This is a genomic window from Serratia sp. CY84636 (assembly GCF_052166245.1).
Taxonomy (GTDB): domain Bacteria; phylum Pseudomonadota; class Gammaproteobacteria; order Enterobacterales; family Enterobacteriaceae; genus Serratia; species Serratia nevei.
The window spans coordinates 1-13,776 of record NZ_JBJNOX010000026.1; the positions used below are offsets into that span (position 1 = coordinate 1).

General features: G+C 54.2%; 12 protein-coding genes and 3 pseudogenes. 12 read left to right on the plus strand and 3 right to left on the minus strand.

Annotated features, from left to right (window positions below):
• Positions 1–168: 168 nt before the first annotated feature.
• From ACJ8QI_RS25145 to ACJ8QI_RS25200, 12 genes and pseudogenes are all read left to right on the plus strand, one after another.
• A pseudogene (locus tag ACJ8QI_RS25145) lies at positions 169–339 on the plus strand (DsbA family protein); the annotation flags it as partial.
• Positions 329–835, plus strand: a complete 507-nt coding sequence (locus ACJ8QI_RS25150; protein WP_000949452.1) for a protein disulfide oxidoreductase — start codon at positions 329–331, stop codon at positions 833–835. The pseudogene ACJ8QI_RS25145 and the gene ACJ8QI_RS25150, both read left to right, overlap by 11 nt.
• A gap of 182 nt (positions 836–1,017) precedes the next feature.
• Positions 1,018–1,833: a Na(+)-translocating NADH-quinone reductase subunit C gene (locus tag ACJ8QI_RS25155; protein ID WP_012372823.1), complete on the plus strand. Its 816-nt coding sequence runs from the start codon at positions 1,018–1,020 to the stop codon at positions 1,831–1,833.
• A 346-nt stretch (positions 1,834–2,179) separates the two neighbouring features.
• The gene (locus ACJ8QI_RS25160) at positions 2,180–4,066 is read left to right on the plus strand and encodes an FTR1 family iron permease (protein ID WP_000118029.1); all 1,887 of its coding nucleotides are present in this window, start codon (positions 2,180–2,182) and stop codon (positions 4,064–4,066) included.
• 40 nt (positions 4,067–4,106) lie between these two features.
• Positions 4,107–4,634 carry an iron transporter gene (locus tag ACJ8QI_RS25165; protein ID WP_000178050.1) on the plus strand — a complete coding sequence of 176 codons (528 nt, stop codon included), beginning with the start codon at positions 4,107–4,109 and terminating at the stop codon, positions 4,632–4,634.
• A 103-nt stretch (positions 4,635–4,737) separates the two neighbouring features.
• Positions 4,738–6,117 carry a Fe-S-containing protein gene (locus ACJ8QI_RS25170; RefSeq protein WP_000119836.1) on the plus strand — a complete coding sequence of 460 codons (1,380 nt, stop codon included), beginning with the start codon at positions 4,738–4,740 and terminating at the stop codon, positions 6,115–6,117.
• A gap of 2 nt (positions 6,118–6,119) precedes the next feature.
• On the plus strand, positions 6,120–7,403 hold the full coding sequence (locus ACJ8QI_RS25175; protein ID WP_000964653.1) for an ABC transporter permease: 1,284 nt from the start codon (positions 6,120–6,122) through the stop codon (positions 7,401–7,403).
• Positions 7,393–8,523: an ABC transporter permease gene (locus ACJ8QI_RS25180; protein ID WP_000729219.1), complete on the plus strand. Its 1,131-nt coding sequence runs from the start codon at positions 7,393–7,395 to the stop codon at positions 8,521–8,523. Before ACJ8QI_RS25175 ends, ACJ8QI_RS25180 begins: the two co-directional genes overlap by 11 nt.
• A gap of 4 nt (positions 8,524–8,527) precedes the next feature.
• Positions 8,528–9,223, plus strand: a complete 696-nt coding sequence (locus tag ACJ8QI_RS25185; RefSeq protein ID WP_000117262.1) for an ABC transporter ATP-binding protein — start codon at positions 8,528–8,530, stop codon at positions 9,221–9,223.
• Positions 9,210–9,695 carry a TlpA family protein disulfide reductase gene (locus tag ACJ8QI_RS25190; RefSeq protein ID WP_001267176.1) on the plus strand — a complete coding sequence of 162 codons (486 nt, stop codon included), beginning with the start codon at positions 9,210–9,212 and terminating at the stop codon, positions 9,693–9,695. The genes ACJ8QI_RS25185 and ACJ8QI_RS25190 overlap by 14 nt, the downstream gene beginning before the upstream one ends.
• Before the next feature lie 24 nt (positions 9,696–9,719).
• Positions 9,720–10,205, plus strand: coding sequence for a hypothetical protein (locus ACJ8QI_RS25195; protein WP_000874189.1), 486 nt, complete (start codon positions 9,720–9,722; stop codon positions 10,203–10,205).
• 121 nt (positions 10,206–10,326) lie between these two features.
• Positions 10,327–10,959: pseudogene (locus ACJ8QI_RS25200) on the plus strand (histidine-type phosphatase); the annotation flags it as partial.
• On the opposite strand, the gene ACJ8QI_RS25205 reads toward ACJ8QI_RS25200, so the two are convergent.
• The 3 genes and pseudogenes from ACJ8QI_RS25205 to ACJ8QI_RS25215 form a co-directional block, all read right to left on the minus strand.
• Positions 10,903–11,127, minus strand: coding sequence for a hypothetical protein (locus ACJ8QI_RS25205; protein WP_306174585.1), 225 nt, complete (start codon positions 11,125–11,127; stop codon positions 10,903–10,905). The pseudogene ACJ8QI_RS25200 and the gene ACJ8QI_RS25205 sit on opposite strands and share 57 nt — an antisense overlap.
• A pseudogene (locus tag ACJ8QI_RS25210) lies at positions 11,109–11,213 on the minus strand (IS5/IS1182 family transposase); the annotation flags it as partial. The pseudogene ACJ8QI_RS25210 and the gene ACJ8QI_RS25205, both read right to left, overlap by 19 nt.
• A gap of 33 nt (positions 11,214–11,246) precedes the next feature.
• A partial coding sequence (locus tag ACJ8QI_RS25215; protein WP_250145968.1) for a Tn3 family transposase occupies positions 11,247–13,776 on the minus strand: 2,530 nt, incomplete at its 5' end.

The following is a 13,776-nucleotide window of genomic DNA, read 5'->3' on the forward strand; positions in this document are numbered from 1 at the left end:
GCGCCTGGTAAGCAGAGTTTTTGAAATGTAAGGCCTTTGAATAAGACAAAAGGCTGCCTCATCGCTAACTTTGCAACAGTGCCGTGCAGACAGAAACCGTAAACACCGGCATTGACATGCCGGGGAAGCCCTTATAGTACAATAATTCTCTATATCCAAACTGACCCCGATGAGAAAAGCATGGAGACGTTGAGCACCAATCTGCAACTCGCCCGGCTGGTTGGCGTTCAGGGGACGCCGGCAACCATCATTGGCGACGAGATGATCCCCGGCGCGGTATCGTGGGAGACCCTTGAGGCGGTGGTGAAAGAAAAACTGGCGGTGGCCCATGCTCAGTAAACTGCGCCGCTGGCTGCGTGAAGGCGCGATCTTACTGGTTGTGCTGGCTGGCGTGATAATCCTGCTGGATGTCTGGCGTTCTCCGCAGATGCCGGCCATGTTTGACAGCACGCCGCTGCATACGCTGGACGGGGAAACCGTAACGCTGGCGTCGATCAGTGAAGAACGCCCGGTGCTGCTCTACTTCTGGGCGAGCTGGTGCGGTATCTGCCGTTTCACCACGCCGGATGTCGCCCGTTTGCAGTCGGAAGGGGAGAGCGTCATGACCATCGCGCTGCGTTCCGGTAATGACGGGGAGGTTTCCCGCTGGTTATCGCGTAAAAGGGTGACGTTCCCCGTCGTGAATGATAGCGGCGGTGAGATATCACGAAACTGGGAAATCAGCGTCACGCCAACGCTGGTGGTGGTGTCGAAGGGGCAGGTGGTAACTACGACCAGCGGCTGGACCAGCTACTGGGGCATGAAGTTACGTCTGTGGCGGGCAGCCATGTTTTGATAGCGTGCCGGGGAAACCCGGCATTTTTTAACCCATTGTAAGGATGTGTAAAACGAGCGGAGAGCGTGTTTTCTGTTATTTTTGCTGCTTTTTTACCGACGCCAGTTATTATTTTTTACCGCTGCCTGATGTTGCAAACCTGAATTGATAATGGCATATCTGTTTTAATTGAATGAAAGTCTGTGATACGTTCAGGCGATTTTTTCGATTTCCATTTTGACAGGGATAACAATTCAATGCGCAAGGGTAAAATTATTGTTGCATCAATGATGGTGCTTTGTGTCCTTATTTTTGTTGCGGCGGCGGCATGGTTTATGCTGTTCCAGGGAGAAATGACGGAGCCGACAGAGGAGGAAAAACAGGCGGCAATTTTACACGCTGCGGGCCTGATGAAATCAGAGACCCAGGATAAAAAATCAGTCGAAACGCTCTATCATCGTTATATTATTCAACGCCATGTTAATTTAGATTCCGGCGAACTGGTGGCTGGCAGCAGCGCGGACACCGCGCGGCAGAAGTGTGAAAAACTTGCCCCTGAACGCGACCCAGCGCAGGTTCGTCAGCGCTGTACGGTGGCGGATGTGTTCTTTGTGAAAGATAAAAATAATGAAATTCAGCAGGTTATCATTCCAGTTACCGGTAAGGGTGCGAAATCCATGATGCATGCGTTTCTTGCTCTGGGGCTGGACGGTCGTACGGTGAGAAATCTGTATTATTATCAGCAACGGGAAACGCCGTTTCTGGGGGCTAGGGTGGAAGACGCCAACTGGCGCAAACAGTGGCCAGGGAAACGATTATTAGATAACAGCGGACATCCTGCATTGAAAATAGTACAGGATAAACCTGAACATGCCGATGAATATACCGTTGACGGTATTTCCGGTGCGACGTTGACATCAACCGGCGTTGAGAAAAGTATTAACTACTGGATGGGGCCGCAGGGATATGGTCAATTCTTACAGCGTCTTGCCAGCGATCGAAATAACCTTAATCTTTGAATATTGCTGTACGCAATAACGCGTTTTATTTCTGCCTGCCGATAATGAATAATATCACTGTCGGCAGGGGGATTTATTCCTCTGTTACCGCGCCTGCCTTGCCGTTAATTCCATGAGAAAAACAGGGAGATAACGTCCCTTTTATCAACGCATAATGTGTGTGTTCATCACGATTTGATGAAATAAGTTTACATAACTTGTCGTCTGCTGACATTTTTATGATCCAGGTCATGTATAACGCGACAAAAAGATATGATAATAATTATCATTTGTATTCTTTGGCGGTGTGCACGTGCGTAACTTCCGTAACTCTTTGTTGGTTACTCTCTTTGGCTTGTTTATAAGCATGAGTGTCTGGGCGTCGACGAATTATGCGCCTTTGATTGAAGATATCGAGCAACGTCTTGATAAAACAGCGGAACTTTATCAGCAACAGCATGCCGACGAGGCGCGCCGCACGGTACAAATGGCCTATTTTGAGGTGTTCGAGAACCTGGAAGGGCCGATCCGCATCAACATTTCCGCGCGCAAAAGTTACGAGATGGAGAGCGCATTCGGCGAGATCCGTCGAATGATTGGCGAGAAAAAACCGCTCGCTGACGTCCAGGCGCGCATTGACTGGCTGAAAGCCGCACTGCGCGAAGTGGAACCGGTGCTGGATGGCGGACATCGTCTGGTGGCCGAAGAGCAGCACAACGCGCTGTCCAGGGACGACATTGCCGTTCACTGGCAGGAGAGTTTCAGGACGATCGACGATCTGCTGGCGCAGGCGGTCACTGAATATCAGGCCGGGAATTACAGCGTTGCCAGTCAGCACGTTCAACAGGCGCACTATCAGGGCTTTAAAAACTCTGAGATGGAGATGTCCCTCAGACAAAACCGTTCTGCAAAAGATGCCGCCTCCATTAACCAACAATTCTCATCCCTGATTGCGCTGACCGCGCAACCTGACCATCTCAACGATGTCTCCTATCAGGTCACTACGCTGCTACAGGATATCGAGGATATCTTACCCGGCTTGCCAACCACCCGTGACGATCAGCAGGTTGCCGCAGCGCAAAGCGCAGACAACATTCCGGCGGCGGACGAGGGAAATAACCGCACCGACTGGGCTGAGGTGACGACGGGAATTAACCAGAGCATTCAGGACGCGATAGCGCGCTATCAGGGCGGCGATGCGAAGAATGCGATTCTGGATATCCAGGATACCTACTTCGACCGCTTCGAAGCCAGCGGCATGGAAAACAAAATCGGCTCTCGCGATTCGGCATTTAAAACCACGCTGGAGGCGTATTTTACCCGCCTGGTCAGTCTGATGAAGGCCGGTCAGCCGGTTGAGCGCCTGAATGCAGAGGCCAGCGCGCTGACGCAGGATCTGCAAAAAGCCGTGACGATGCTGGGCGAAGGCGAAGAAACCCAGTGGAGTCTGCTGCTCTATAGTCTGATGATCATCGTGCGCGAGGGGCTGGAAGCGCTGCTGATTGTTGCGGCAATCGTGGCCTACATGGTGAAAAACAACCATCAGGATAAGCTGCCGCTTATTCGTCAGTCGGTAATTGTGGCGCTGATCGCCAGCGTCATCACCGCCGCTATCTTCCAGATGCTGTTTACTAACTCCGGCGCCAGCCGTGAACTGCTGGAAGGCATAACGATGCTGATTGCCGTCGTGATGCTGTTCTTTATGAGTTACTGGCTGCTGTCCAAAGTGGAAGCGCGCCACTGGAAAGCCTGGCTGGAAGGCAAACTGTCTCATTCCCTGTCGCGAGGCTCCCTGGTCGGACTATGGCTGACCAGCTTCCTGGCGGTGTACCGCGAAGGGGCGGAAACGGTGCTGTTCTATTACGCTCTGATTGGCGATGCAAACACGGTATCCGGCCATATGGCGATTGGCGCCGGTTTTGTGATTGGCTGCGTGGTGCTGCTGCTCGCCTGGCTGGTGATGCGTTACTCAGTGGTGCGCCTGCCGCTGAAACCCTTCTTTATGTTTACCGGCAGTTTCATGTATCTGATGGCCTTCGTCTTTGCGGGCAAAGGCGTTCTGGAACTGGTGGAAGGCAAACTGTTCCAGCCTACGTTGATTAACGGCTTCCCTGAAATCAGCTGGCTGGGGATTTATCCCTACGTGGAAACGTTGTTACCGCAGGTCGTATTGCTGCTCGCGGCGCTGGTGGCGCTGTGGGTGATGCGGCGCAAAAGCGCGGTTCCCGGGGAGACGATAAAAAATAACCCATAATCGTTGTATAGCCGTTGTTTTAGACGAGAGGATACGTTTGATGACCATGAAGAAAACCCTGATTGCCAGCGCAGTGATGGCCAGCATTTTCATTGCGCCAGCCGCGTTTGCTTTTAAAGAGTACCCGGCAGGCGAGCCTGTCACCATGAATGAAATGGAGCTGGCGGCCGTTTACCTGCAACCGATTGATATGGAACCGCGCGGCATGGGCTTACCGGCAGCAAAAGCCGATGTTCACCTTGAAGCGGATATCCACGCTGTAGAAGGCAATAAAAACGGCTTTGGCGCAGGGGAATGGATCCCGTACCTGACCATCAGCTACACCCTGGTCAACAACGACACGGGCGAAAAACAGGAAGGCACCTTCATGCCGATGGTTGCCAGCGATGGCCCGCACTATGGCGCGAACATCAAAATGATGGGCGTGGGCAACTATAAAGTGACCTACCACATTGAACCGCCGTCAAAAGCCGGGATGCATCGCCATACTGACAGCGAAACAGGCGTAGGCCGCTGGTGGAAACCGTTTGATGTGAGCTACGAGTTTAAATATGTCGGTCTGAACTAAAACCGACTAACCAACGCGCCAGGAGGATTCCCCCTTCTGGCGCGTTGGTCAGACCGATCATATGCCCGTCGCTTAATTCAACCCGCCGTACAGAGTCGAAGTTATGAGTTACTTTTTCGTCACGACGCTACAGGTCTTTTTCTGCATTGCGCTTCTTTCCGGTGTTCTCTGGAGTCGAAACGATCCTCCCTCTTTACGTCCGCTGACCTGGACGCTGCTGACCGGGCTGATTGCCGGCGTGCTGGCGGGACTGTTTATTCACGGCAGCCAACCGGTACAACTGCTGCTGGTTGGGGCGGAGGTCATGGTATCGCTGCTGTTTGTCCTCAGTTTCTGGTGGGCTTCAACGCGTATCCGCTATCTGTGGCAGGGGATTCTGATTTTCGGCGCTGCCCGCCATTGGGCGCTGGACCCTAATCTGGGCGGGCTGACCAGTACGCATGTGCTGAATACTGACCTGCTGTTAAACCTGACGGCCGTCGTTCTCGCTTTTGCGATCCTCTGTCTGGCGGGCGTACTCTGCGCGATGCTGCTGCGGCGTATTCGCGGCCTGTACTGGCCGTTAACGCTGATTCTGCTGGTGATGATCTGGCTGCCGCTGAGCGGCAACCTGCTGTTGTTGCTGATGAAATTACAGGTTGTTCCGCTGGGAAAATCACTGCTGAGCTTCGTGGCGAAAGTCACAAATAACACGGCGCTGTATAACTGGGCGGGAGCCGCGCTGCTGCTGGCCCTGGCGCTGTGCTGGCTTCCGGCGCTGTTGCGGGCTTTTCGACAGACGCGGGAAACCGAAGAACCGATTGCTCACCGTCTGGCGCTGGCGCAGCGTCGCAACGCTTTGCGGCTGTGGTTGGTCACAATCGGCTGCGCGGTGGTCGTTATCGCAGGCCAACTGTGGTGGGATAAAGTGGCCTCGCAGCCGCCGCAACTCTCTGAAGCCGTGCCCGTAACGCTGGGGAGCGATGGCATGGTGCGCCTGCCGGTTGAACAGCTTCGTGACGGTAAACTGCATCGTTTCGTCTGGGTGGCGGACGATGGCAAAGCGGTGCGCTTCTTCGTGATTAACCGCTATCCCGACAAGCTGCGTTTTGGCGTGGTGTTCGACGCCTGCCTGCTGTGCGGCGATCAGGGTTATGTCATGGAGGGCAATCAGGTTATCTGCGTCGCCTGCGGAGTGCATATTTTTATTCCGTCTATCGGCAAGGCCGGTGGCTGTAACCCGGTGCCGATTGAAAACTGGCACAATGATGAAAAAGAGCTGGTGATCCCCGGTAAAGAACTGGCGACAGGGGTGAACTACTTCTCGACGGTCATGACTATTAAAGTGACCGATCCGGTCGATGGTTCAACGTTGACCAATACCTCAGCCGATTACAAATACAGCTATGGCGGCAAGACCTGGTTCTTCTCGTCAGAGGCTAACTATGAACGCTTCCGTGAAACGCCGGAGCAGTTTGTTCCTGCCGACATGAGGGAGGAATAATCATGCTGTGGCGGATGTTACGACAATCCTGGGGGCGCAATTTACGCCGCAAAGTGCTGGCGATAATCACCGTTTTTCTGGCCTCCAGCCTGATCTCGGCGCTGCTGGCGGTGTCCATTGATATCGGCGACAAAATGTCCAGAGAGCTGAAGTCTTATGGTGCGAACATTTTGATTGAACCCGCCGGACAGGCTGCGCTGCCCGCGCTGTTTAGTGAGAGCAGTAATCCGCTTTCCGGTCAGGATTTTCTTGATGAAGCCGAGCTGCCGAACATCAAAGATATCTTCTGGCGAAACAACATTGTCGGGTTTGCGCCGATGCTCGGCGGCGAAGCCAGCGTGGAGGGAGAACCAGTGCGGATTCTGGGCACTTTCTTCAGTCAGCCAGTGGATATTCCTGATGAAGAGGGATATGAGACGGGGCAGAAAACGGTCAGCCCATACTGGCAGGTGACCGGCGACTGGCCGCAGGAACCCGCAGGCGCAGAGCCGCAGACCTTAGTCGGGCACGCGCTGGCGCGGCAAATGGGCTGGAAACCCGGTGATAAGCTGACATTACGTACCGAAGGCGAAGCAGTGCAGGTCACCGTCAGCGGTATCCTCTCCAGCGGCGGCGATGAAGATAACCAACTGGTGATGCCGCTAAGCACGGTACAGCACCTGCTGGGGCTCCCCGGAAAAGTGCAGGCGATTCGCGTCTCGGCGCTGACGGTGCCGGAAAACGAACTGTCCCGCCGCGCGCGGGAAAACCTGGACGCGCTCAATGCCGAAGAGTACGACCTCTGGTATTGCACGGCCTATGTGTCGTCGATCGCGCATCAGCTGGAAGAGGCGATTTCCGGTGCGGAAGTGCGCCCGGTATGGCAGGTCGCGGCGTCCGAAGGGGTGGTGATCGATAAAATTCAGTTGCTGATGGCGGTCGTTACCGTCGCGGCGCTGGTGGCTTCCGCAATGGGGATCGCCTCGCTGATGACCAGCACCATTATGGAACGCGCCAAAGAGATCGGTTTGATGAAAGCGCTGGGTGCGCGACAGTGGCAAATTATGCTGCTGTTCTACCTGGAAGCGGCGTCCAGCGGGCTGGCTGGCGGTGCGCTGGGATGTATTGCCGGGTGGGGGCTGGCGAAAGCGATTGGCGTCATGCTCTTCGACGCGCCGCTTAATTTTGCCTGGATTGTGGTGCCGTGCGTACTGGTGATTGCGGTACTGATTGCGTTGATCGGCACCTGGTTCCCGGCCCGGCGGATTGCCCGGCTGTATCCTGTGGAGGTGCTGTATGGCCGCTAAACGTACCATGCTCTGGCTGCTGGTGTGGCGGGCGCTGCGTCTGCGTTTTCAGCGGGTCAGCGTGGTGTTTGCCGCGCTGATGGTGGGGGCGACCATCGTGACGGCGCTTTCTGCCGTCTGGTTCGACATTAACACCAAAATGAGCGAAGAACTGCGCACCTTCGGCGCGAATTTTTACATCGGGCCGGGGCACGGTTCCAGTATGCCGCAGCAGGAGTTGCAGAGCATTCTCGATCAGGCGCCGCAGGGGCTGGTGCATGGCGCCAGTCCGTGGTTGTACGGCATGGCGCGTACCGAGCTGGAAAAAGTGGTGATGGTTGGCGTGTGGTTCGAGTCGCTGCAAAAACTGGTGCCGTACTGGCAGGTCACCGGTAGCTGGATTGGCGTTAGTTTTGACGACCGTAATGCGATGATCGGCGTCAAACTGGCGGAACGCCTCAACGTGCAGCCGGGCGACAGCATCACGCTGGTGGATCACAATCAGCGTAAGAATTTGCAGATTAAAGGCATTGTGGAGTCTGGCGATGCGACGGACAACATGCTGATCGTCAGCCTCGACGTGGCGCAGGCCTGGCTGCATCAGCCGGGCAAAATCAGCCACGGCTTGCTGAGCGTCAGTAACGATGTCGGCCAGGTGGAGAACTATGCCAGCCGGTTGCAGGCGCAGTATCCTGACCTGGAGATTCGTCCGGTGCGTAAGGTCTCTGCTTCCGAAGGGCAGGTGCTGGATAAAATTAAAGGTCTGATGGGACTGGTCTCGATCGTGATTCTGGCGCTCTCTTCGCTGTGCGTGAATACCACGCTGATGGCGATTGTCGGCGAGCGGGCGCGCGAGTTTGCGCTGCAAAAAGCGCTTGGTTCCAGCAACGGCGATATCGTGCGGCAAATTCTGCTGGAAACCAGCATCATCGCGCTGGCGGCGGTGGCGTGCGGCTGGGTGCTGGGATATTTGCTGGCGCAACTGTTGGGATTAACGGTGTTTAATGCCGCCATTTCACTGCGTCTGCCGGTGTTGCCCATTACTCTGGTGTTGTCTTTACTGGTCGCCATTCTGGCGGCGATTGTTCCGGTGCGACGCGCGGTAAGCGTCGAGCCTGCTAAAGTGCTGAAAGGAGAGTAGCGCCATGTCCGTTACGCATATCCCTCAGGTGGCGATCGAAACCCGCCACTTATACAAACGGTTCGGTGACGTTACCGCCCTGGATGACATTAATCTGCGCATTGCGCAGGGTGAATTTGTCGCCATTATGGGCGCTTCTGGTTCTGGTAAAACCACGCTGATGAATATTCTGACGTGCCTTGATACGGCGACGGAAGGGCAGGTGTTTCTTGATGGCACCGATGCCGCCGCGCTGGATGAAGAGGGGCGCCGTCGCTTTCGCGCCGAGAAAATCGGCCTGGTATTTCAGCAGTTCCATTTGATCCCGTTCTTAACTGCGCTGGAAAACATCATGCTCGCCCAGCATTACCACAGCGTGGTGGATGAAGCGGCGGCGAGGAAGGTGCTGGAACAGGTAGGGCTTGGGCATCGTGTGACGCACCTGCCGAGCCAGCTTTCCGGTGGTGAGCAGCAGCGTGTGTGTATCGCCCGGGCGCTGGTCAACGAACCGCCGGTTATTTTCGCGGATGAACCGACGGGCAACCTGGATGAAGAGAATGAGCAGCGGGTGCTGGATCTGCTCACCGATCTGCATCGTCAGGGGCGCACGATTGTGATGGTGACGCACAACCCTGCGCTTGGGCAGTTTGCCGACCGTATTCTGCGGCTGCAACACGGTAAATATCTGGGTGAGGAGGCCAATCAACATGCGCTGGCATAATGTGCTGTTACTCGCGGCGGCGATCCTGATAAGCGGGTGTAAAGAAGAAAAGCTGGCGGTCGGGGCACCGGCCCCGGCGCTGGCGGCGTTTGATCTGCAAGGCCAGGAGTCAGGCCTTGAACGCTGGCAAGGAAAGGCGGTGTACCTGAATTTTTGGTCTGCGGGATGCGGGGGGTGCCTAGCGGAAATGGACACGCTGGAAGCGCTGAGCAAAAAATGGGGCGATAAAGTGGTGGTTGTGGCGGTCAATACCGACCCTGAAACGGTCAGGATCAACGATCTGCTGGCAAAACATCAGATAACCTATCCGGTGGTGCGCGATCAGCTCAACATTACCCAGGAACGTTATCAGGTGATCGGCACGCCGACCTCCGTACTGATTGACTCCGAAGGACGCGTTCTGGAGCTACACCAGGGTATGCGTAAGCCGTCTGAGTTAGAGGCCACGTTTGCGCGCCTGGCGGCGCGATGAACGACGCGTACGGAGAGATACCCAATGGCATTTATCTGGAACGACGAAAGCCTTGCGATTCTGCGGGAAAACGCGGGCATCCTCACGACAGAGCAGATAGCGCAACTGCTTCACACTAATATTACCGCCGTGCGGAATATGGCCTATCGGCTGAAACTGAGCCTTCGGGTGACGGCGTATAATCACCGACGCATAGCGCAGGTTCAGGCGCTTTATGCCTCTGAGACGTTGAGTCTCAAAGAGATCGCGGCGAAAACGGGGCTGACGGCCAGTACCGTGCAATATATCGTGTACGTGAAATCAAAAAATAAGCCCTACGCCACCACGGAATATGTCTCTTTTGAAACGGAGAACGCCGTTCATTACCGCGTGCAAAAAGAATTTGTCGATACGGAACGTTCCCTGCTGGACAACATCTCTGATAACACGCGATTTCGTGAACTGTATCTGACGGACGGCACTTTTTATTGCGCCCGCAATATTAAGTATGAGGTTTTTATCTCGGAGTAACCGGAACACGCTGACCTGCCGGTTATCTTCTGGAATCTCCCGTTTTGCGAAACCGTTCCCGGAAAAATGTCATATTTCTGTCACACTCTATGAGGATTGATAACAACAAGAGGTTGTAGGGATGAAAAAATTGATACTCGCCGCCGCTGTGGCAGGGGCTGTTTTATTGTCGTCCGCCGCGCAAGCGCAGACAACGCCGGAAGGTTATCAACTGCAACAAGTGTTGATGATGAGCCGACACAACTTGCGCGCGCCGTTGGCCAATAATGGCAGCGTGCTGGAGCAGTCCACGCCGAATCAGTGGCCGGAGTGGGATGTGCCCGGCGGGCAGCTCACCACGAAAGGCGGTGTGCTGGAAATTTATATGGGCCACTACATGCGAGAATGGCTGGCGGAGCTGGGGATGGTCACGTCAGGCGAATGCCCGACGCCGGACACGGTATATACCTATGCCAACAGTCTGCAACGCACCGTTGCGACGGCACAATTCTTTATCACCGGCGCTTTCCCTGGGTGCGACATTCCGGTACATCATCAGGAAAAAATGGGCACGATGGACCCAACGTTTAATCCGGTGATCACCGATGACTCTGCGGCGTTTAGCCAGAAAGCGGTGCAGGCGATGGAAAAAGAGCGCAGCCAGATGCAGCTTGACGACAGCTATCAGCTGCTGGCGCAGATGACGGACTACAAAGATTCACCGTCCTGCAAAGAAAAACAGCAGTGTTCGCTGACCGAAGCCAAAGACGCCTTTAGGGAAGGTGCGAATAAGCAGGTCATGTCTTCCCAAGCTGACTCGTTGATTAAAATTTCGCGGATCTGGGCCGATTTTTGTCCCGCAAACACATCGAATCAGCCTATTTAGGCTATTTTTTCCACCATTTCTGGTGTTATTTCCGGTTTTTACTGAGATCTCTCCCACTGACGTATCATTTGGTCCACCCGAAACAGGTTGGCCAGGGTGAATAACATCGCCAGTTGGTTATCGTTTTTCAGCAGCCCCTTGTAGGGGTCCGCTTGGAAAACGGAAATTATCCCACGCTAAGACTGTTTTTTGTACAATATGGTGTCGACTGTGCGTAATGAGCGGTATTTTCCGGATCCCAGCTTAAGATTATTACGCCAGACGTAATCTCCACTCAGATTGATATGTTCCCAGCCCAGGGGAGAAAGATGAGATACCAGTTGCTCATTTATCGGGATACCTTTTCGTTTTAGTGACTCAATAGCTCTTTCTATATATACCGTGTTCCACAACGTGATCGCCGCTGTCAGTAACGTCAGCCCGCTGGCGCGGTAACTCTGATTCTCCAGCCCACGATCCCTTATTTCACCCAGACGGTGCATAAAGACCGCTCGCGCAAGGGCATTACGGGCCTCACCCTTATTCAGCCCCGCCTGTACGCGTCGGCGCAGACCGGGATCACGGAACCAGTCCAGCATAAATAGTGTCCGCTCAATGCGGCCAATCTCTCTCAGCGCTTTGGCAAGTCCATTCTGTTTTGGGTAACTGGCTAACTTTTTCATCATCAGCGATGCGGTGACTGTCCCCTGCTTAATCGAGGTTGCCAGGCGCAATACCTCATCCCAGTGTGCCTCAATGTCTTTGATATTCAGGCTGGTTGTTGATATGACGGACTGAAGCCCCGGATAGCGTTCGGCCTTTCCATGAATAAACAGCCGCTTGTCATGAAGATCCCGGATCCTCGGCGCAAAAGCGAATCCCAGCAGGTGCATCAGGGCGAAAACATGTTCAGTGAAGCCTGCGGTATCGGTGTAATGCTCGGTAATTTCCAGATCGCTTTCATGGTACAGCAGGCCATCAAGCACGTGGGTTGAGTCGCGCACCCGGCTGATCACTTTGGCATAGAACGGGCTGTATTGGTCTGAGATATGCGTATAAATCTGCACGCCCGGCTCCTGACCATATTTAAGATTGACCTGACCGGCATAACGTCCGTGACTGCCTACCCGAAAGTTCTGCCCGTCTGACGATGATGTTGTCCCGTCGCCCCAGAATGCGGCCAGAGGCCGCGCTTTCTGAGCGTTGACCAGCTCGGCCAGTGCCGCTGAATAAGTTTCATCTCTGATGTACCATGCCTGAATACCTTCGAGTGACGATTTTGTTGCCCCCGGGCAGGACTCCGCCATTTTTGTCAGCCCCAGATTGATGCCGTCGGCCAGAATGGTGGTCAGCAACAGTCTTCCGTCTTTTGGTCTGACGTTATTATTTTTGAGGTGCGCGAAGTGACGCGTAAACCCCGTCCAGCTGTCCACTTCTTCCAGTATCTCTGTAATTTTCGGATGAGGAAGCATGCCATAAACCAAATCGGCAAAGGGCGAAACACCCGAAGGGACGCTGTTCTCCAGCGGAGTGATTTTTACTCCTTTATCTGAAATATCAACATCGGGCAAATCACCGGCAAGCGCCATCGCGTTAACTTCTTCCAGACGCGATGCAAGAAGCGTCATACGGGCCTGAAGATATGCCTGGCAATCGGTCTGAACGGCCAACTGTAACTGGTCATTGTGGCGGGATTTCTCAAACTCAGCAGTCGGGATGAGATAATCATCAAAATTTCTGTAGCGGCGCGATCCTTTTACCCAGATATCACCGGAACGTAGCGCCCCCTTGAGTTCATTCATTACGCAAAACTCGTAGTACTTGCGGTCGATTCCTGAAGGCGTGAGTACCAGTTTTCGCCAGCTTTCAGGGATAAATCCTGTTGGCGCCGATAGCGGCACTTTACGAAGTTGTTTACGGTACATTTCCCTGATGGTGTCCAGCGCATCGCTGAGCGTCTGCGCCGCAGGTGTCGCCATGAACTGCAATGCTGACAGCATACGCGGGGCGTATTTACGCAGCGTACTGTATTTTTCGGTGATCAGGTGAAGCGGGTCGAAATTGCCCTTACGGGACAGAAACCGTGTTTCTTCCAGGCTGTTGATGAACTCCTGCCAGGGAAGGACATCTTCTATCGCTGCCCAGGGATCTTCACCGGATTCTCTGGCATGCAGTAGTGCCTGACCGACAGTAAAATATTGCTTCAACTTGCTCTGGATGAGTTTCCCCGTCAGCTGAAGCCTCTCGGCTTGTGTGCGTTTTGCCTGGCTGAACAGAGTGCCCAGAATACGTTCGTGCAGTTCGATAACCTCATCAGTCAGTGTGGCCCGCGCTTCCTGAATGACACAAACCAGCGTAGCGTAACGTCTGACATCGGTGAATTTAGCCAGATCTCTGCTGCTCATTTTCCGGCCCTCACGCGCCAGTTTAAGCAACCTGTTCTGGTGAACGGAAAGTGCAATACCATCAGGCAACCCCAGCGCAGCGATGGAATTAAGCCGGTCGATATGTTGCAGCACATTTTTACCGTTTATTTTACCCGGAGGCTGTAGCAGCCATGCCAGACGGGAAGGTTGTTCACCCTCTGATATGAGCAGGCTGTCGAGGGCACTGTTGCAAATAGTCGGTGGTGATAAACTTATCATCCCCTTTTGCTGATGGAGCTGCACATGAACCCATTCAAAGGCCGGCATTTTCAGCGTGACATCATTCTGTGGGCCGTACGCT

Bases quoted from the DNA above. Each gene is read 5' to 3' on its own strand.
- ACJ8QI_RS25150 (WP_000949452.1), top strand. From the start codon at position 329: ATGCTCAGTAAACTGCGCCGCTGGCTGCGTGAAGGCGCGATCTTACTG.
- ACJ8QI_RS25160 (WP_000118029.1), top strand. From the start codon at position 2,180: ATGAGTGTCTGGGCGTCGACGAATTATGCGCCTTTGATTGAAGATATC.
- ACJ8QI_RS25165 (WP_000178050.1), top strand. From the start codon at position 4,107: ATGACCATGAAGAAAACCCTGATTGCCAGCGCAGTGATGGCCAGCATT.
- ACJ8QI_RS25170 (WP_000119836.1), top strand. From the start codon at position 4,738: ATGAGTTACTTTTTCGTCACGACGCTACAGGTCTTTTTCTGCATTGCG.
- ACJ8QI_RS25175 (WP_000964653.1), top strand. From the start codon at position 6,120: ATGCTGTGGCGGATGTTACGACAATCCTGGGGGCGCAATTTACGCCGC.
- ACJ8QI_RS25180 (WP_000729219.1), top strand. From the start codon at position 7,393: ATGGCCGCTAAACGTACCATGCTCTGGCTGCTGGTGTGGCGGGCGCTG.
- ACJ8QI_RS25185 (WP_000117262.1), top strand. From the start codon at position 8,528: ATGTCCGTTACGCATATCCCTCAGGTGGCGATCGAAACCCGCCACTTA.
- ACJ8QI_RS25190 (WP_001267176.1), top strand. From the start codon at position 9,210: ATGCGCTGGCATAATGTGCTGTTACTCGCGGCGGCGATCCTGATAAGC.
- ACJ8QI_RS25195 (WP_000874189.1), top strand. From the start codon at position 9,720: ATGGCATTTATCTGGAACGACGAAAGCCTTGCGATTCTGCGGGAAAAC.